At 54.5% G+C, this 19398-nt stretch carries 16 protein-coding genes; 7 read left to right on the top strand and 9 right to left on the bottom strand.

Translation table 11 applies throughout. The annotated features are described in order from the left end of the window. The 5 genes from ACN0RL_RS10255 to ACN0RL_RS10235 form a co-directional block, all read left to right on the top strand. Nucleotides 1-1542 (top strand): isocitrate lyase (locus tag ACN0RL_RS10255; protein WP_417516355.1); only part of this gene is annotated, 1542 nt, incomplete at its 5' end. A gap of 384 nt (nucleotides 1543-1926) precedes the next feature. Next, nucleotides 1927-3069 (top strand): hypothetical protein, encoded by a 1143-nt coding sequence (locus tag ACN0RL_RS10250; protein WP_417516353.1) that lies wholly within the window; start codon nucleotides 1927-1929, stop codon nucleotides 3067-3069. A 53-nt stretch (nucleotides 3070-3122) separates the two neighbouring features. Continuing rightward, the gene (locus ACN0RL_RS10245) at nucleotides 3123-3473 is read left to right on the top strand and encodes a hypothetical protein (RefSeq protein WP_417516351.1); all 351 of its coding nucleotides are present in this window, start codon (nucleotides 3123-3125) and stop codon (nucleotides 3471-3473) included. Between the two features lie 13 nt (nucleotides 3474-3486). Continuing rightward, entirely contained in the window at nucleotides 3487-4179 is a 693-nt protein-coding gene (locus ACN0RL_RS10240; protein ID WP_417516349.1) for a C39 family peptidase, read from the top strand. Between the two features lie 4 nt (nucleotides 4180-4183). Continuing rightward, complete coding sequence (locus tag ACN0RL_RS10235; protein WP_417516347.1) at nucleotides 4184-4675, top strand: hypothetical protein; 492 nt, start codon at nucleotides 4184-4186, stop codon at nucleotides 4673-4675. 27 nt (nucleotides 4676-4702) lie between these two features. Here ACN0RL_RS10235 and ACN0RL_RS10230 read toward each other — a convergent pair whose 3' ends face one another. Continuing rightward, nucleotides 4703-5764, bottom strand: a complete 1062-nt coding sequence (locus ACN0RL_RS10230; protein ID WP_417516345.1) for a transporter — start codon at nucleotides 5762-5764, stop codon at nucleotides 4703-4705. Next, nucleotides 5761-7149 carry a sigma 54-interacting transcriptional regulator gene (locus tag ACN0RL_RS10225; protein WP_417516343.1) on the bottom strand — a complete coding sequence of 463 codons (1389 nt, stop codon included), beginning with the start codon at nucleotides 7147-7149 and terminating at the stop codon, nucleotides 5761-5763. Before ACN0RL_RS10225 ends, ACN0RL_RS10230 begins: the two co-directional genes overlap by 4 nt. A gap of 357 nt (nucleotides 7150-7506) precedes the next feature. On the opposite strand from ACN0RL_RS10225, the gene ACN0RL_RS10220 reads away from it, so the two are divergent. Together ACN0RL_RS10220 and senA are read left to right on the top strand one after the other, a co-directional pair. Beyond that, nucleotides 7507-9366, top strand: a complete 1860-nt coding sequence (locus ACN0RL_RS10220; RefSeq protein WP_417516341.1) for an SLC13 family permease — start codon at nucleotides 7507-7509, stop codon at nucleotides 9364-9366. A gap of 34 nt (nucleotides 9367-9400) precedes the next feature. Next, nucleotides 9401-10771 (top strand): selenoneine synthase SenA, encoded by a 1371-nt coding sequence (senA, locus tag ACN0RL_RS10215; protein ID WP_417516339.1) that lies wholly within the window; start codon nucleotides 9401-9403, stop codon nucleotides 10769-10771. Nucleotides 10772-10773: 2 nt separating this feature from the next. Here senA and ACN0RL_RS10210 read toward each other — a convergent pair whose 3' ends face one another. The 7 genes from ACN0RL_RS10210 to ACN0RL_RS10180 all read right to left on the bottom strand — a co-directional run bounded on the left by ACN0RL_RS10210 (nucleotide 10774) and on the right by ACN0RL_RS10180 (nucleotide 19357). Beyond that, nucleotides 10774-12354, bottom strand: coding sequence for a cation:proton antiporter (locus tag ACN0RL_RS10210; RefSeq protein WP_417516337.1), 1581 nt, complete (start codon nucleotides 12352-12354; stop codon nucleotides 10774-10776). Nucleotides 12355-12455: 101 nt separating this feature from the next. After that, nucleotides 12456-13403 carry an alpha/beta fold hydrolase gene (locus tag ACN0RL_RS10205; protein ID WP_417516335.1) on the bottom strand — a complete coding sequence of 316 codons (948 nt, stop codon included), beginning with the start codon at nucleotides 13401-13403 and terminating at the stop codon, nucleotides 12456-12458. A gap of 107 nt (nucleotides 13404-13510) precedes the next feature. Continuing rightward, complete coding sequence (gene purD, locus ACN0RL_RS10200) at nucleotides 13511-14797, bottom strand: phosphoribosylamine--glycine ligase (RefSeq protein WP_417516333.1); 1287 nt, start codon at nucleotides 14795-14797, stop codon at nucleotides 13511-13513. A 97-nt stretch (nucleotides 14798-14894) separates the two neighbouring features. Then, nucleotides 14895-16475, bottom strand: a complete 1581-nt coding sequence (gene purH, locus ACN0RL_RS10195) for a bifunctional phosphoribosylaminoimidazolecarboxamide formyltransferase/IMP cyclohydrolase (RefSeq protein WP_417516331.1) — start codon at nucleotides 16473-16475, stop codon at nucleotides 14895-14897. Between the two features lie 85 nt (nucleotides 16476-16560). After that, on the bottom strand, nucleotides 16561-16878 hold the full coding sequence (gene fis / locus ACN0RL_RS10190) for a DNA-binding transcriptional regulator Fis (RefSeq protein WP_417516329.1): 318 nt from the start codon (nucleotides 16876-16878) through the stop codon (nucleotides 16561-16563). Beyond that, entirely contained in the window at nucleotides 16875-17873 is a 999-nt protein-coding gene (gene dusB, locus ACN0RL_RS10185; RefSeq protein ID WP_417516327.1) for a tRNA dihydrouridine synthase DusB, read from the bottom strand. The genes fis and dusB overlap by 4 nt, the downstream gene beginning before the upstream one ends. Before the next feature lie 224 nt (nucleotides 17874-18097). Continuing rightward, on the bottom strand, nucleotides 18098-19357 hold the full coding sequence (locus tag ACN0RL_RS10180) for a DUF3426 domain-containing protein (RefSeq protein ID WP_417516325.1): 1260 nt from the start codon (nucleotides 19355-19357) through the stop codon (nucleotides 18098-18100). Between the last annotated feature and the right edge of the window lie 41 nt (nucleotides 19358-19398).

The raw sequence follows: 19398 nt of genomic DNA, 5'->3' as shown, positions 1-19398 counted from the left end.
CCGACCTGGAACGCTATCAACCCCAAGCATGCTGCACGTATGCGCGCCCAGAACAAATTCAAGACCGGTCTGGATGTTGCCAAGTACACCGCAAAAATCATGCGTGAAGACATGGCGAACTACGACAAAGACTCGTCGCAGTACACCCAGTCTCTGGGTTGCTGGCACGGCTTTATTGGTCAGCAGAAGATGATTGCCATCAAGAAGCACTTCGGTTCTACCAAGCGTCGTTACCTGTATCTGTCTGGCTGGATGGTTGCTGCCCTGCGTTCCGAGTTCGGCCCGCTGCCTGACCAGTCCATGCACGAGAAGACTGCAGTTTCTGGTCTGATCGAAGAGCTTTACACTTTCCTGCGCCAGGCTGACGCATGGGAACTGAACCATCTGTTCCGCGATCTTGAAGCTGCTGAAAAAGCCGGTGACGATGCCAAAGCAGCAGAGCTGATCAAACAGATCGACAACCACGAAACTCACGTTGTGCCGATCATTGCCGACATCGATGCCGGTTTCGGTAACGACGAAGCGACCTACCTGCTGGCCAAGCAGATGATCGAAGCGGGTGCGTGCTGCATCCAGATCGAGAACCAGGTTTCTGACGAGAAGCAGTGTGGCCACCAGGACGGTAAAGTAACCGTTCCCCACGCCGACTTCCTGTCCAAGATCAACGCTGTTCGTCTGGCGTTCCTTGAGCTGGGTGTTGACGACGGTGTGATCGTTGCCCGTACTGACTCACTGGGTGCTGGCCTGACCAAGCAAATCGCTGTCACCAACGAGCCGGGCGACCTGGGTGACCAGTACAACAGCTTCATCGATGGCGACATTATCGAAAATGCTGCAGACATCAACAATGGCGACGTTGTGATCAAGCAGGGCGGTAAGCTGGTTAAGCCCAAGCGTCTGGCTTCTGGCCTGTTCCAGTTCAAAGAAGGCTCTGGCGAAGATCGTGTAGTTCTGGACTGTATCACCAGCCTGCAGAACGGCGCTGACATGCTGTGGATCGAGACCGAGAAGCCGCACGTTGGTCAGATCGCTGCCATGGTAAACCGCATCAAGGAAGTGGTTCCCGATGCCAAGCTGGTTTATAACAACAGCCCTTCCTTCAACTGGACTCTGAACTTCCGTCAGCAGGTATTTGACGCAATGCAGAAAGAAGGCAAGGACGTATCTGCCTACGACCGCGCCAAGCTGATGAGCCAGGAGTACGACAGCACTGAGCTGGGCAAGCTGGCCGATGAGTGGACAGCCAACTTCCAGCGCGATGCTGCCCGTGAAGCCGGTGTATTCCACCACTTGATCACTCTGCCGACATACCACACTGCGGCCCTGTCTACTGACAACCTGGCCAAAGGTTACTTCGGTGAAGAAGGCATGCTTGCGTACGTTAAAGGCGTACAGCGTGAAGAAATCCGTCAGGGCATCGCCACTGTTAAGCACCAGGATATGGCTGGTTCCAACATCGGTGACGACCACAAGGAATTCTTCGCAGGTGATGCTGCGCTGAAAGCCGGTGGTTCAGACAACACCATGAACCAGTTCGGCTAATCGAACGGTTTATCGTACCCCCGCTCCCGGGCTTGTTCCGGGAGCACAAAAACCCCGCAGCTGGAGACAGTTTGCGGGGTTTTTGTTTTTTTACACTGCCAGATTTCCGTATGTGTCTGAAATTGCGGCGTAAACCTTAAGTTCTCTACTTTGTCTGTAACCATACTGTTTCATTCCTGAAACAGTTCCTGTCTCTGGAAATGTTGCTTTGCCTTGAGGATAGCTCTGAAATTCCCATTAAAAATAAAAGCTTGGGCCTTCCAACATTATTTTGGCATGGGAATCGCTACCTTCTTGGTGTGGGTCTGGACCTTGGCTTACCCGAAGGCTAGCGGGTTGGGTCGGATCCCTTAAAAAGCCAATAACCTAGAAGGAAACGACATCATGAATACCAGGAAGGGATTGCTAGCAGCGGCCATTGCCATGAGTCTGGGTGTGTCCGGTTTCGCTTTTGCGGATCAGGGTGGAGACGGAGATCCGAATACCAATGCGGATAATACCTCTACTGCCAACAACGATCAGTCCGGCAACACCGACTCCGGCAACGACAACTCCACGAACACCAACAACTCCGATAATTCGGACGGCTCTGATAACTCGAACAATTCAGACAACAGTACGGATGTTGCTGATTCATTCAAGATTGCCGACAGTGGCAACACGAATGCCTCGGACAACTCGGATAATTCTGATGCGTCCAACAATTCGGATAATTCCGACAACTCGAACAATTCAGACAACAGCACGGATGTTGCTGATTCGTTCAAGATTGCCGACAGCGGCAATACGGATGCTTCGGACAACTCGGATAATTCCGATGCCTCCGACAATTCCGACAACTCGGATAATTCCGACAGTTCAGACAACAGCACCAATGTCAGCGACTCGTTCAAAATTGCTGACAGTGGAAATGATATGTCCGACAACTCGGATAATTCAGACAACTCTGACAATTCCGATAACAGTGATAACTCGGATAACTCCGATAATTCGGACAACAGCACAAACGTGAACGACGCGTTCAAGATTGCCGACAGCGGCAATCCGGATAACTCGGACAACTCGGATAATTCAGATAACTCCGACAATTCCGATAACAGTGATAACTCGGATAATTCGGACAACTCCGATAATTCCGATAACAGCACCAACGTCAACGATTCGTTCAAGATCGCTGACAGCGGCAACAGTGACAGTTCAGATAGCTCCACCAATGCCACTGACTCCTACAACAGCGACAGCAGTGACAGCTCTGACAACAGTGTTACCGAGCTGAACGTGTCGCTGGAGGTGTTCATGAACGATGCTGACCTTGACGGTACGGTCAGTGGAACCACCATGACCTATGGCGATGCCAATGGTAAGCGCGCCTATACAGAAGCTCGCGCTTCCAACGAGATCTCGGGAGGTTCTGCTAATTTCACGGGCGTTGGTGCCTTTGCCCAGAACGCCGGCGTGGGTAGTGTTACCCAGGCCAACGTGAGTGTCATGTCCAACCTGTCCGCTGGCGGTGGCGGCGCTCAGTGAGCAAGGCGGGCCGCACCTCGGGGTGTGGCCCGGTTCCTGCCGGGAGGCGTGTCATGACTAACGTCATCAGAGGGATCCTGAGGATCGCCTGTCTATTCGCTGTCATGGGGCCAGCTGCCGGAACGGCAGCTGAAGAATGGATGAGCCAGCCCCCGATGAGTGCAGATCAACTGGAGCAATCCAGTGGTCGTCAGGGAGTTCCTGTCCAGTTGCAGCTCAATGACAATCAACAGAGCGCGATGGTCACCGGAAATACGTTGTCGGGGCCTTCAGTGACCGGCAATAACATGATCTCAGATCAGGCATTCGGGAATATGAGTGGTATTGCCACGGTCATCCAGAACACGGGTAACCAGGTGGTGATTCAGGACAGCACTCAGGTAAATATTCTTATCAATCGCTGACAGGAGGTGGGCCATGGTGAAGCGTAGGCTTGTTATATTTATAGCGGGTGCTGCGATGCTCTGGTCCACTGCTTTTGCTGGCACCGTCATTTTGCCGGGGCTGAGTGGCGGGCTTCAGGTGGAGGTTCGCAGTTTCAAGGAACAGCGTTTCAGCTCGGTTATGCAGCAGCAGTACGACTTCAGTTGTGGCTCTGCCGCGATTGCATCGCTACTGACCTATCATTACGACCACGAAGTTACGGAGCAGGAAGTCTTCTCGGGAATGTTCTCGTTGGCAGATCCGGAAAAGGTTCGCCAGGAAGGTTTCTCCATGCTGGATATGAAACGGTTTCTGGAATCTGAAGGATATCAGGCTGATGGCTTTCGTATGCCGCTTGCGGGTTTGCGGGACAAGGTTCGTCTTCCGGTCATTGTCCTCTTGAATCTGAACGGCTTCCGACACTTTGTTGTCATCAAGGGGATCAGTGAGACTGAGGTGTTTGTTGGCGACCCCGCCCGAGGGCTTAAAGCATACTCCAGAGTGGAGTTTGAAGAGTACTGGAATGGTGCAGCCTTTGTTATTCGCAGTGATATACAGCAGGGGCGTAGCAAGTTCTTTACCGATGGAAACTGGCCGCAGATTGTCCGGGCACCGCTTTTCAAAGGACAGGACGGACCATCACTCGGTCATACGCTGCCATATTGGCCATCAACCAGGGAGTGGTAACGCCATGGTCAGCCTTTCGCGATGTGCAATTACAGGACTGGTCATTGCTTTCGGAATTGCGGAAATGCCCGCAGTGGCCGATGGAATATTTTTAGCTCCGGCTCTGAGTGACGATGAGCTGGCCACGCAGAGAGGTGGTTTCAGTCTGGAGAATCTGGAGATTTCGATCGGGCTTGAGCAAGTGGTTTCTGTGAACGGCGAAACCCTGGCGATCAATCGTCTGACCATCCCGAATCTGAATCAGTTGGTCAGCGGTAAGGCTATGCCGCATAGGGTGGAGACTGTGCTTGGTATTATCAACTCCGGACAGAGTGGGCAGGCGCTTGTCTCAGCCACCTCGAACGATGGTGGGTGGATGACACTGATCCAGAACGACCTGAATAGCTCCGTTATCCAGAATGCGCGACAACTGAACATTGAGCTGAATAATCTGGGGACAGGCTATCGTATGCCCGATAACCTGCGCGCCCCCATCCTACAATTTCTTGGTCATTGATCATCTGAGCGTAAACGCCCGCAAGTTCTAGAGACTGATTGGCAGTTTCAGGGTGATCTCAGTGTTCGGAGCATTCTCTGTCACCCCTACATTGACGGTAAGGCTCAGTGTTGTGCTGGGTGTTAGCCGCTGAGATAGCCCGAATGCCAGTGAACCGATCTGGATGCTGTCGAAGTTAGCACTGAACAGGTCGATGTCGCGCTCGTAAGTGGTCTTTCGGATAATTGAGTGATCGTAGCCCAGACTGAAAGAAGTCCGATCATTAAAGGCGAAACCCATACCAAAACCGAACCGGATTACATCGCCCGGATCAACGGTATTACCATTCTCATAGCCCTTTTCGTCCTTCAGAGTATAAACGTAGCTGAGGTTGCCATAGAGAACTGCAGGATCCGACGGGTAGATGAATGAGACCCCCGGCTCAAAAGACCAGAACCCCGAGCCTGTTGGTCGCTCTTCAAGCTCAATTCCGATGGGGTTGCCCTGGCTATCGTTAATAACCTGTTGATCGACGTCGTATGGGCTATCTCCGGTCGGCGCTTTTACCCGGAAGGAGCCAATGACATAAGGCCAGCCCTTCAGGCCATCATTGAGTTGGTAGCGCACGGACAGCTCCACGTCGCCCAGGCCTTCGCCTGAAGACTCTCGCAGTGTATCTACCGGGGTCCCTTCGAACGCCTGTCGTTCCCGAAGATCTTCCTGAATGCTCAGGTAGGGCACCCGCAAAGCGGCTTCAAATCTGCTGGTAAAACCATATTTAAGTGACAGGGCCCCGACAAAAATATCCCGCTGGATTTCTGAGATATTTATCAAACCTATCAGCAGAGCAGGAATCACGGTGTAACCCTCCACCGCGACCTGCGTTGCGTTACTGTGGGCGTGAGAAAATGAGGGCTCAATGGTGAAGCGCCCGGGGTGGGTGACAATACCCCGGTCAGAAGTGATAGAGGCAATATCCGAGGCTTGTTCTTTGTATTCCTCGGCCTGGGCGGATGCGATGTCCGCCTCGTTGTATTCCGGTTTTGCGATACTGCTTATGGGAATCAGGCTAACGCTCAGGGAGAGTATTAGCCGAGCTTGGATCGTCATGTTAAATCCCCCTTTCGGTGAGGCCGTTTTTGAGTATTTCGGTTATGCGGACGTGGGTCGTATCTGTCCATGAGTCGGTACAGTGACACTCTCGATATGTTCAGGAGTCTGGCGGCCTCAGATATGTTGTGGTTTGCCAGTCTGAGGCTGCACCGCAGCGCCTGTCTGTCGGCTCTGGCACGAAACTCTTTGAGGCTGAGGTTTGAGGCCGCATCAGAGCCAGGTACGGGCAGGGAGAGCCCGAGGTCTGACGCCTCGATAACAAGCTGATCGCTTAGCAACCACGCTTGCCGCAGGCGATTCTGCAACTCCTGGAGGTTGCCAGGCCAAGAGTGGGTCAGCAGGCTCTGGTTAGCTCCTTTGCTGAGTTTTTTTGGCTCGGCTTCCTGACACGTTGCGTCCAGCAATGAACGGGCGAGGATCGGTATATCTTCTCGCCGTTCTTTTAAAGCGGGAAGCTTTACTTCAAGACTGCCAAGCCGGAAGTAAACATCACTTCGAAAGCGCCCGAGTTCAATAAGGTCCCCTAAGGGCTCGCTGGTGGTTGTAATAATTCGGCAATCAACCGGTATCTGGGCGCTACCGCCCACACGCTCAACCTTGCCTTCTTGAAGAAACCGCAGGAGTGCGGACTGTTGCTCAAGCTGCAGTTCGTTAATGCCGGAGAGCACTACCGAGCCGCCATTGGCCTGTTCAAGCCGTCCCTGGCGCGAACTCAGAGCGCTGGTGAAGGCTCCTTTTTCATAACCAAACAGCTCACTCTGGGTGAGAGTGGTGGGCAAGGCTGCGCAGTTAATGATAACGAGTGGGCCTGCTGCACGGGCCGAGTGCGAATGAAGGAATCGAGCGGCCGCCTCCTTCCCGGTGCTGCTCTCACCGGAAATCAACACCGGTTCCAGAGTTGTCGAAAAGCGCCGGAGCAGGTTGCGGACATGTTGGATGGACTGAGAATCCCCCAGTAATGCGAGATTCTGGTAGTCATCGTTAAGGCTGCCAGCAGGCTCCAGAATCGTCGCCATACCCCACAGGTGCCCGAGTACTGTGTCGAGGCGCTTATAGTCCACAGGTAATGTATGAAAATCAGAACAGTAGCGAACAATGAGCCTGGCAGCGCGCGTTCCGCTAACAGGTTGCTGGGGAGCGATTGCGACCCAGTAGTTCAGATCAAGCATTTCGAGCCAGCTTTCCGGCCAGGGCATGTTGTCTCGTGACAGGCTTGGGAATTCCAGCACGCCAACTTTGGCCCCGTTCGAAACTTGATTAAAAAGGGGTACTGGCTCATCAAGATTGAAATCGATCAGATTCCAGTTTGCTTCCAGTTCCTTTCGTGCGCAGTTGTTGCTGTTTGCCGCTGACAACCAAACAAGCGGTCGCTTTTCCATCATGGCAAACCTCCACGGGAGTTGTGCCTTGGAAATGGGACTGCCAGCCGCTCAGGATTACGTTGATTAACCGGTACTGCGAAGAATCCGGCCACTGTCCTGTGTGGCCCGCCATGGCTGCTCTGTACAGCCAGGATTATCATTTTGAATAGCTGTTATACAGGCAGGATCTGTACCAGCAGGTATATAGGTACGGTTATACAGCTACTTGCGAATTGCATGTACTTTGCGCGATATAAAACTGTATAGAAACCTGACATTTTCAGTGTGTCTGTTGTATTAGCCGGAGAATACGCACCTGCGCTACTTTGTCCCCACTTTGTTATATTCTGTAACCTTATAAAGAACAGGAGACTGCCCTTGAGTATCGAGCAAGGCATTGTATTTGCGGTGCTCGGAATCACCCTTGCCATGTTTGTGTGGAACCGCGTTCGCTTTGATGTGGTAGCTATGCTTGCCTTGCTGGCGGTCGCCATTAGCGGGCTGGTGCCAGCCGAAGAGCTGTTTGCCGGTTTTGGTCACCCGGCTGTGATTACGGTGGCGGCCGTTCTGGTTATCAGCCAGGGGCTAGTGAATGGCGGCGTGGTAGATAACATCGCGCGCCTGCTGGGGAAGATTGGCCACCGGCCCACACTGCAGGTGCTCACGCTGACCAGCGTAGTGGCTCTTTGCTCAGGCTTTATCAACAATGTAGGTGCTCTGGCATTATTGATGCCGGTAGCAATCTGGATGTCGCGGGAAGCGGGGCGCTCGCCATCATTGCTGTTGATGCCTCTGGCGTTCGGCTCTTTGTTGGGCGGAACCATGACACTGATCGGTACACCACCCAATATCATCATTGCATCCTATCGTGAGAGCGGCACCTTCGGGTTGTTCGATTTTGCGCCGGTCGGCGTGGCGATTACGCTTGCGGGTATTGCGTTCATCACGCTGGTCGGTTGGCGTTTGACGCCCCGCCGGGAACAGAGTGCTGCTGATGCGAAGCTTTTCAGTGTTGGCGAATATCTGACAGAGCTTCGCCTGCCAAAAGATTCAGATCACGCAGGCTCAACGTTGCACAGCCTTCTGGCAGCGGCGGGAGACGAAGCGGATATTGTTGTTCTCGCCCTGATTCGTGATGAGAAGGTACAGGCTGTTCCGTCCACCTATAAAATTTTGCGTGAAGGAGATGTGTTGCTGATTGAGGCAGACACATCCAGCTTGCAGGTATTTCTCGATAAAACCGGGCTTGAACTCGCCAACCAGGCTGTAGACGATGAAGAATCGGATGAAAACAGCGGAAGAGAAAAAGTTGACGGCATCAGCGATGGCGCTAATGGAGAAAGCGAAAAGTATGATGAGAGTGCTTCAGCCCGAATAGCAAAGGGGGAGCTGTATCTGGTGGAAGCCGTTATTGCTCCGGAGTCCTCTCTGGTAGGGCAGACGGCGAACAGGCTGAAGTTACGGGAGCGCAATCAGCTCAACATTGTTGCCGTAGCAAGGCTGGGTTATCGGCTGAAGCGACGCCTTGGAGATATAAGGTTCAATGCGGGCGATATATTGCTGGTTCAGGGCTTTGAGGATTCTCTGAGCGGAACCCTGGCAGAGCTCGGCTGTCTGCCACTGGCAGAGCGGGGGTTGAGGCTGGGGTCGCCCCGAAACACTGCGATGGCATCCGGCATTTTTCTGGCCAGTATTGCGGTTATTGTGACAGGCCTGCTTTCCGCCCCCGTTGCTCTGGTGGCCGGGGCTGTAGCCATGGTACTCGTGAATCTTATGTCTGCGGCGGAGGCCTACAAGGCAATTGACTGGTCGGTGATCGTTCTGCTGGCGGCCATGATACCGGTCGGCCAGGCCATGGAAAGCACCGGTGGCGCAGCTCTGATAGCCTCGCAGATGCTGGTGCTGGGTGAGAATCTGTCCATTGCTTCGGTGCTGGTTATGATTCTGGTGGGCACAACTCTGTTGTCCAACGTAGTAAATAACGCAGCGGCGGCTATTGTGGTTGCGCCTATTGCCTTGAGCCTGGCCGGCGAGTTGCAGATCCCGTCCGATGCGGTGTTAATGGCGGTTGCCGTTGGTGCGTCCTGTGCTTTTATGACGCCCATTGGTCATCAATCAAACGCCCTGGTTATGGAGCCCGGAGGCTACGAGTTCGGCGACTACTGGCGCCTGGGGCTGCCCCTGACGTTAATCGTTACAGTCGTCGCTGTGCCTGTGATTATGCTGGTCTGGGCCTGACAGCATTGATACGAATCAAACATGAGGAATCGTGATGGAAGCGGAGCCGATCCATAAAGCCGAGTTACTGGCGGAGCTTGCTCTGACACGGCAACGAACGCGCGAGTTGATTACATCTCTGGATAAAAAACAGCTGGATGTACCCTATCATCCGGGCGTCAATCCGCCACTCTGGGAAATGGGGCATGCGGCTTTTTTCTATGAGGTCTTTGTTTTCAATCTCCTTGATGGTGATCCCAGTTTTGATCCTGCCATGGACGATCTCTGGGATTCGTTTCATATCGACCACAAGGATCGCTGGTGTGGTGATCTGTTCCCCGGCCTTGAAAAGACTCTGGCCTATTTCGATCATGTATACGATAAAATGGCGCACCGCATTGAACGTAAGCCACTGACAGATCGCGAACTGTATCTCTGCCGTTACGCCATATTTCATCAGAACATGCACATAGAGTCGCTGGTATGGTGCCGTCAAACGGTTGGTTACGCGCCACCACCCGGGGCGAATTTCTCACGCCCCGCTCCAGGTGATTCTGCAACCGGGTCTCTGAAACAGGATGCAGTTGTGCCGGCCGGTCGCTGGCTGATCGGCATGCCGGGCGAGTCGTCACGCTTTGCAACGGAAGACTTTGCATTTGACAGTGAGAAGCCCCGGCATGAGGTGAGTCTGGATGAGTTTGCGATTTCTCGCTGCCTTGTAAGCAATGAGGAGTTTATGGCCTTCGTAGAGGATAACGGTTACCAAAAGCCAGAATTGTGGTCGTTCGGGGGCCAGAAATGGCTCAGAACAGAAACGGATATATCTCTTGTGCACGGTGCTATGGAGCCCTTGCTGAAGATGCCTCGGCACCCGCTTTACTGGCGCTGGCATGATGGCCAGTGGCAGGAAAAATTATTTGATCAATGGCAGCCATTGAATGCGGATGCGCCGGTAACCCACGTCAGCTACTGGGAGGCCGAAGCCTATTGTCACTGGGCGGGTCGACGGCTACCCACCGAACAGGAATGGGAGGTTGCGGCGCTTGCTAACCACAAGGGCGAATCGTTCAAGGGGTATCCATGGGGTAATCAGTCGCCGGAGCCCTGTCACGCCGATATGAATGCCAATGGTATGGCTCAGAACCCGGTTTTTGATTACCCTGCGGGCGATAGCCCTTTCGGGTGCCGGCAGATGATCGGCACGGTATGGGAATGGACCAGCAGTCAGTTTTTTCCCTATGACGGCTTTTGCATAGACATGTATCCGTTTATGTCCACACTTCAGTTCGGTGATCACAAGGTTAGCCGCGGAGGCAGCTGTGCCACGTCGTCCAGTCTGATTCGTGGCACCTATCGACAGGCCTATCTGCCTCAGAGGAACGACGTCTACACCGGGTTCCGGACATGTGCGCTGCCGGCAGGCTGAGCTCAGCCTGCTTTCTCCGGAACCAGGGACAGAGCCGGTGAGAGTTCGTCCTGAATGTGGCTGGCCAGCGCAACGCCGGTTTCACTCATGGTCAGATAGGCATTGTCAGCGCCGGCTTCGCAAATGCGTTCAGCTTCGTCCGCGTACATGGTGTGGGCGACAATGTAGCCGGTAAAGCCCAGCTTTCTGAGCATTCGCGCCGCGATCAGTTTCGCCTCTATATCGCTCATGGCAAGAACAACGGCTTCCACCGATGGCATATGTAGCGCTTCCCAGAAGGTGTTGTCTTCGGCATCTGCATAGACAACGTTTCGCCCTTTGGCCTGGTGCCTTGCCACTTTAGGAAGGTCGGAGTCCAGTGCCATTAACCTTGCTTCAGAGTTTTTCAGCCAGTCATAGGCAGCTGTGCCGGTGCGTCCCATGCCCATAACCAGAACGCGTGTGTCCCCAAGAGAAATAGGTAACTCATCGGGATGCCGCTGATGGCTTTCGAAGCGCACGAGGCGATGGCTCAGGCGCTCATACAATGGGTGTGCGAGCCGGTTCAGCGGCGCCGATATCAGGAAGGAGAGCGCCACTGTTATCGCCAGTGGCACGAGCCACTCCGGGAGAGCAATGCTGGCAACAATCAGACCGAACTCACTATAGTTGGTGAGGGCCAGCGATGTCAGAAAACTGCTGCGGGCGCGTAGACGGAACAGCAGCATCAGGAAGAAGAACAGAATCCCTTTAAGGGGCAGCACCAGTGCCGCTACAACGGCAAAGACAATGGCATTGGTGTCAGGCAGGCCGCCTATGCCAATCTGCAGGAAAAAACCCACCAGAAAGATTTCCTTCACGCTCCACAGAGATTTCGCCAGCTCCTGGCTGCGGGGGTGGTTTGCAAGAATAGCACCGAAGATGAGGGCTCCCAGTTCCGAGCTGAGCCCTATTGCCTGAAAACCCATGCCGCCGATAACAAGTGCCAGGAGCATGCCCAGCAGAACCAGCAGTTCGTCGTGACCGCTGGCATCAAGCAGCTTGAACAGTAGCGGTCGCAGCAGTGGCAGCCCGAAAACAATCAGTGCCCACTGCGAAGGCGTCTGGCCCGCAGCCAGGCTCATCACCAACAGCGCAAGCAGGTCCTGCATGATCAGAATGCCGATGGATACCCGGCCGTGAAACGCTCTGAGCTCACGCTTGTTTTCCAGTACCTTGGCGGCCAGCACGGTGGACGAGAATGACAGGGCAACGGCCAGCATAAAGGCCACATACCAGCTTATGCCTAGCAGCAGATACAGGCCGGGAGTAAATACAAAGCAGGTAATAGCAAAGTGCAGCAGGCTGCCGCCGATGACTTCCGGGCTGACAACCGACTTGAATTTGAGCTTGAGACCGACAGTAAACAGCATCAAAAGCACGCCCAGATGGGCGATATGAGCCAACACTGATGTGGGTTCTGCAGAGATCCCGATGGACGGGCTGGCGGCGAGTCCGCTAAGCACGAAACCGGCCGTGAGATAGCCTACCAGCGGCGGCAGCCCCACGGCTTTCATCAGGAGGCCAAGGCCGAATGCAAAAGAAATCCAGATAGCTTCAGGCATGAGAGGTTCTTTCAGGGAAAACGGATTGTCTTCCGCGTAAGGCTACCTTGTTTTCACCGATCGTTGAAGCCGATAACGACAGAACCTATTGCCCTGTTGTTTTAGTCGGTGTTTGAAATGTAGGGTTTGGCGAACTCCAGAAACAGATGTGCAGATTCCTCGGGTGCTTCGATCATCGGTGCGTGGCCAATGCCCTCCATTATCTCCAGCCGTGCGTCGGGAATGGCGTCCACAAAGACTTCGCCGTTTCGGTAATCAATGACACGGTCCTCCTTGCCCCACACCACCAGCACAGGGGACTCAATTCGGGTAATGGTATTGCGGAAATCCGGTTCGAAGCCGGCGTCCCTGATAGCGGCAAAGATAATTTCATTCACCTCCCGGTTGGCAATGGCCCGTTCTTCCATAACGCCAAGGATGGGCCAGGGCACAAAGGGCTTTTCCTCAAGCGCGAAATCCATCAGGCGCTCGAAATCACCAGGTTTCGAGGGGATTAGCGGGTTGTCTCCAGCGACAACCAGATCAACCAGTGCGCTTTCAAACTGGAGGATGCCTGCCGGATCGAACAGTACGGCGGTTTTGATCTGTGCCGGATAGGAAGCAGCATAGAGAGCAGTAATAGCACCGCCCATGGAATTGCCCATCATATGCATGCGGTTTATCCCCAGAGCCTCCAGAATGCGGGCAAGGTGGCTGACCTGTTCTTCCAGTCGGTAACCCAGGTCCAGCGGTTTGCTGCTCTCGCCGTGGCCCGGAAGGTCTATGGCATAAACGTTGAAGTCATCCGTTAGCTCGTGTGCCAGCCGGGTCCAGTTATCCTTGTTGGCACCAAAGCCATGTACCAGAACAATGGTGTCGCCCTTGTTGGCTTCGGAGTTCCGGAGGTAAGCGATGTCGAGATCTCCCACGGCAATGCTGGCCGCTTCAAGACCGGCGGCTGAGCGTTCAAAGCCAATAGCCGTTTCGTAAAGACTGTGGCGGGAGCAGGCGCTTGCAAGCAGGATGGACAAAAGAAGGAAAATGGCAGTAAAGGGAGATTTTTTCAGCATTTGGGCGGTTCCTGTTTGTTTATCTTTTACACCCATTGGGCGAACTCGCTTACATTACTCCATAAAAAAGCCCGGTCATTGGCCGGGCTTCAATTCAAACAGCGTCGTTACGATCCTTCCCGGGCAATAGCACGATAGGCAATGTCGTTGCGGTAAAACATACCATCCCAGTGTATTTTTTCAGCGAGCGCGTAAGCCCGTTGCTGCGCTTCGGTCACTGTGTTGCCCAATGCCGTCGCACAAAGAACCCGGCCGCCATTGGTGACCACCTGATTGCCGTTGAGAGTGGTTCCTGCGTGAAACGCCTTTTCGCCCTCTGTTTCGGTTTGCGGCAGGCCGGAAATAACATCGCCTTTGTTGTAGCTTCCCGGATAGCCTCCCGCTGCCAGAACAATGCCCACGGCGGCGCGTTCCTCCCAGTCCGAGGTGCATTGATCCAGTTTGGCGTCGATAGCGGCCTGGCAGAGTTCAACAATGTCGGACTTCATACGCAGCAGGATGGGCTGGGTTTCGGGATCGCCAAAGCGGCAGTTGAACTCGATAACCTTGGGTGCGCCGGCTGTGTCGATCATCAGACCCGCGTAAAGGAACCCCTTGTAGGGATGACCTTCTGCTGCCATGCCGCGTACCGTTGGATAGATCACCTCGTCCATGATGCGCTTGTGCACCTCAGCGGTCACCACAGGGGCAGGAGAATAGGCTCCCATACCGCCAGTGTTCGGGCCGGTATCGCCGTCGCCTACGCGCTTGTGGTCCTGAGAGGTGGCCATGGGCAGTACGTGCTCACCATCCACCATCACAATAAAGCTGGCCTCTTCGCCGTCGAGGAACTCTTCAACAACGACACGGCTGCCGGCGTCGCCAAAAGCATTACCGGCAAGCATGTCACGGATGGCGTTTTCGGCTTCTTCCAGGGTCATGGCTACGATGACGCCTTTGCCGGCGGCAAGGCCGTCTGCCTTGACCACAATCGGTGCGCCCTGTTCACGAACGTAAGCCAGGGCTGCGTCTACGTCGGTGAAGTTGCCGTAGCCGGCCGTTGGGATCTTCTGGCGGGCGAGGAAATCCTTGGTGAAGGCTTTTGAGCCCTCCAGTTGCGCTGCGCCGGCGCTGGGACCAAACACGCGCAGGCCGCGCTCTTCAAAGAGATCCACAATTCCGGCTACGAGGGGTGCTTCCGGGCCAACGATGGTAAGGCCTACGTTGTTATCGGTGGCAAATCTGGCCAGGCCTTCGAGATCCAGAACGTCAATATTGACGTTCTCAATACCCGGTTCGTGGGCGGTGCCGGCGTTGCCTGGTGCGACAAAAACCGTATCCGCATCCGGTGACTGCGCTGCTTTCCAGGCCAATGCGTGTTCACGACCGCCGCTGCCGATGACCAGAATATTCATATCTCGTTGCCCCGTACTTTTTAAAAGAGTTATTGCAAAGTGTTGTCACAAGCCTGACGAGGAGACGGGGCAGAGTTTTGCCTCCGCCCTGTTTTCATCAGTGTCGGAAGTGGCGCATACCGGTGAAAACCATGGCAATGCCATGTTCGTTGGCGGCATCGATCACTTCCTGGTCACGCATGGAGCCACCGGGTTGAATTACGGCAGTAATGCCGGCTTCGGCGGCGGCATCGATGCCATCCCGGAACGGGAAGAAGGCATCGGAGGCCATGACAGAACCTTTCACTTCCAGGTTCTCATCTGCGGCTTTAATACCCGCAATCCGGGCGCTGTAAACACGGCTCATCTGGCCTGCGCCAACACCAATAGTGCGACCAGCGCGGGCATAAACAATGGCATTGGATTTGACGTATTTCGCCACTTCCCAGGCAAACAGAAGGTCATTGAGTTCCTGTTCAGTTGGCTGGCGGTTGGTTACAACTTTTACATCGGCCATGGCCACCATGCCTAAATCACGATCCTGAACCAGAAGGCCACCGGTTACGCGCTTGTAGTCCATTGACTGGGCGCGCTCGCCGCTGAGATCGCCACAGGCCAGCAGGCGTACGTTCTTCTTGGTCGCTACCAGTTCTACCGCTTCCGGTGCGATGGATGGTGCAATAATGACCTCAACAAACTGTCGATCAATAATCGCCTTTGCGGTTTCGGCGTCCAGCTCCCGGTTGAAGGCAATAATACCGCCGAAAGCCGAAGTGGGGTCGGTTGCAAAGGCCAGATCATAGGCCTGAAGGATGTCAGCACCGATCGCCACGCCGCAGGGGTTGGCGTGTTTGACGATCACACAAGCCGGATCTGCAAATGGCTTGACACATTCCAGAGCTGCATCGGTATCTGCTACGTTGTTGTAGGAAAGCTCTTTGCCCTGAAGCTGCGTTGCGGTGGCGACACTGGCTTCCTTCCGGCTACGTTCGGCGTAGAATGCCGCGCGTTGGTGCGGGTTTTCACCGTAGCGCATGTCCTGCACTTTTACGAACTGGGCGTTAAAAGTGCGCGGGAAATCGGTGTTGTCATTATCGGCGGTGCGGCCACCCAGATAGTTCGCAATGGCGCCGTCGTAGCCTGCGGTATGTTCGAAGGCTTTGACGGCCAGATCAAAGCGGGTGCTGTGGCTGAGCTGGCCATCGTTGTCGTCCAGTTCTTTCAGGACACGGCTGTAATCTGACGCGTTTACCACGATGGCAACGTCGTTGTGGTTCTTGGCCGCGGCACGAACCATGGTCGGACCACCGATGTCGATGTTTTCAATGGCCGTGGCGAGATCGCAGTCCGGATTGGCGACTGTGGCTTCAAACGGATAAAGATTTACCACGACCATATCAATCGGGTTGATGCTGTGCTCGCCCATAATGGCGTCGTCTGTGCCCCGACGGCCAAGAATGCCGCCGTGTATTTTCGGATGCAGGGTTTTGACTCGCCCGTCCATCATCTCCGGAAAGCCGGTGTAATCGGAGACTTCGGTAACAGGAACGCTGTTTTCTTTCAGAAGGCGAAATGTGCCCCCTGTAGAGAGCAGTTCGATACCGCGGCCGGTGAGGGCGCGCGCGAATTCGACGATGCCGGATTTATCACTGACGCTGATCAGTGCGCGACGGACGGGGGTGTTAGCCTGGTTTGCCATGGGGTCACATTCTTCACTTGGGGTGAACGAACAAGGGCCTCGCGAAGGGTGTCCGGGAGGCCCTCATCAAGTCAGGGTGTTTCGATTATAGCAGGCCGTACTGCTTGAGCTTCTTGCGCAGGGTTCCGCGGTTCAGCCCGAGCATGGTGGATGCTTTGGTCTGGTTGTTGCGGGTGTACTTCATTACCTGCTCCAGCAGCGGGGCTTCCACCTCGGAAAGTACCAGTTGGTAAACCTCCGTAACGGGCGCTCCATCAAGCTGGGTGAAGTAGTTTTTCAGGGCCACTTCAACGTTATCGCGCAGGGTAACGGTGTTGCCGCTGCTATTCACTGTTTGCAACTGGTGAATGTCATCGTTGGCCGGGGTGTTCAGGGTGCTATTTGCCAATGTCTCAGCGGTCATGCTGCGAATTCCTCTCCATTTCGTAAGCCTGAAAAATACTGTTGGATGCTGTCTTTCTGCTCCAGTGCGTCGTTAAGCGCATTGAAGCGATTACGGAACTGTTTGCCGGGGTCGTGGGACTGCAGATACCAGCCCACATGTTTTCGGGCAATGCGCACGCCCATCAGCTCTCCGTAAAAGCTGTGCAGGGCGTCAAGGTGTTCGCTCAGAATCTGTTCCACTTCACTGAGTGGGGGTGCCGGAAGGTGCTGGCCGGTTTCAAGAAAATGCAGTATTTCCCGGAAAATCCATGGGCTGCCCTGCGCGGCACGCCCAATAAGCAGCCCATCGGCACAGGTATATGCCAGAACCCGGCGGGCTTTCTCGGGTGATGTGATATCGCCATTCGCGAATACCGGAATACTGACGCTGGATTTCACTTCAGCAATAGTGTCGTACTCAGCATCACCGTTGTATTTATCGGCACGGGTGCGGCCATGAATCGCCAGCGCCTGAATACCGATATCCTCCGCCATACGCGCAATGACCCGGGCGTTGCGGTTGTCTTGATCCCAGCCGGTTCGCATTTTCAGGGTGACGGGGATATCGACTGCGCTGACAACCGCTTCCAGAATGTCCCTGACCAGCTTTTCATCTTTCATCAGTGCTGAGCCGGCCGCTTTGTTGCACACTTTTTTAGCCGGGCAGCCCATGTTGATGTCGATAATCTGGGCGCCAGACTCAGCGTTCAACCGGGCTGCATTCGCCAGCATTTCCGGATCGCCGCCGGCAATCTGCACAGACCTGGGTTCTGGCTCCCCGGTATGATCCATGCGGGTTCTGGATTTGCGCGTATGCCAGAGTTTGCTGTCTGCGATCACCATTTCAGACACCGCTAACCCCGCGCCCATTCTTCGGCAGAGTAGCCGGAACGGACGGTCTGTTACACCCGCCATGGGCGCAACGATCAGCGGATTGGGCAGAGTGTACGGCCCGATTTTTGCCATTGGCAACATGGTCTGAATCCGTATCACAGCAGATTAAGCAAAGGTCGGAATGGATCGGTTGTTTAATAAATGACCGGTGCCAGTTCCGAAGGGCGCTAATGATACCGCCGGGGGCACTGCGATTGAAGGGGCAGGGAGGCGAAAAAACTGATTATTTTTCGCTCTTTCTGGTTGACTTTTGTTCTATTTGGTGGAGGCTGACATGCCTGCCGGTTCGTCACCAGCAAGCAATATCAGGGCACGTAAGGACGAAAGCTTATGTTGTAATTAACGGCATCCCGGCCTGGATCACGGATGCTAATCGCAATGCGAACCGGTGTTTCTACAGGCATGGCCTGGAGGTCTTCAGCCTCGCCGGCAAGATATTCTGACGGAGTAAACACGCTCTGGGCAACAACATCTCCGTTGAGGTTAGAGAAGGTGAGAGCGATGGCAGGGAACGGCTGCTGAAAATCTGCCCGGTTGACAATCACCGCATCGACCACCAATTGGTTACGATTTTCCGGGTTGGTACGAACCACCAACTTACGGCTCTGGATTGCTTCAACATTGATAAGGGGCTTCAATTCGCAGCCGGCCAGTTCGCAGCCCTTTTCATAAAAGGGTCGAAGCTCCGGAATGGCAGATAGCCTGTCAAACTGGAACCAGATCACCTGCGAAGCCAGAACGCCCAGAAGTCCAAGCACAATCAGTGACCAGGCGAGGGTTCGTAGCCAGCTCCTGTTTTTGCCACCCACAGACACCGGGTCCCTTCTGAGATCTCCAAATGGAGAACCTGCTGCAAAGGGTTCATTCCGTTGCACGCTCTCTTCTTTTGGCTCAATCCCGTGTTCGTCTGCGAAAGACTCGAATGCCGGGTCGGGCTGTTCGTCGACATAGAAGCCCTGCGCGTCATCCTGGGGATGCTCCGGGATGCTCGTTGCTTCTACACCTTTGTCGCCAGCCGTCTCAGGTGTGGTCTCTATCTGTAATTCCTGTTTCACCTCCGGCTCAGCCTCGACCTTCTCGGCTTCTGGCTCTGAGGGTGTTTTCGCGGGTGAACTATCCTCTTGGAGAATCGCTTCAGCCCAGCTTTCATCGACGCTTTCAGAAAACTCATCTTCGCCCGGCTCTTCCCGCGAAGACGCATTCCGGTCGTCAACACCGCGAAAACTGTCGCTCAGCTCCTCGTCGGAAAAGGTCAGTCTGGTGCCCGCATAGCGGCCTTCTTCCGCATCTTCCTCGGGATTGTCTGCAAAGATGAAATTGTCTTCAATCGTGTCACTGGTAAAGCCGGAGGCTGATGATGGCTCGGCTGGCACCTTGCTGCTTGTGTCAGAGGGTGTCTCCGGCACACTGCCAGCGCTACCCGCCACCTGGTGCTCGACCGCATTGAAGACATCCATGCAGTGCCCACAACGCACCTTGCCCTTGGCAATACCAAGCTGCTCATCGGTAACCCGGAAACGGGTAAGGCATTTTGGGCACTGGGTCTGCAGACTACTCTGGGTCATGCTTCGTTCCTGAAAGCGACTGAACTACGAGTCTGGGAGTC

This window comes from Marinobacter sp. (genome assembly GCF_048259445.1).
Taxonomy (GTDB): domain Bacteria; phylum Pseudomonadota; class Gammaproteobacteria; order Pseudomonadales; family Oleiphilaceae; genus Marinobacter.
The sequence above is the reverse complement of the archived record's forward strand: the minus strand, read 5'-3'. Positions and strand labels throughout refer to the sequence as shown.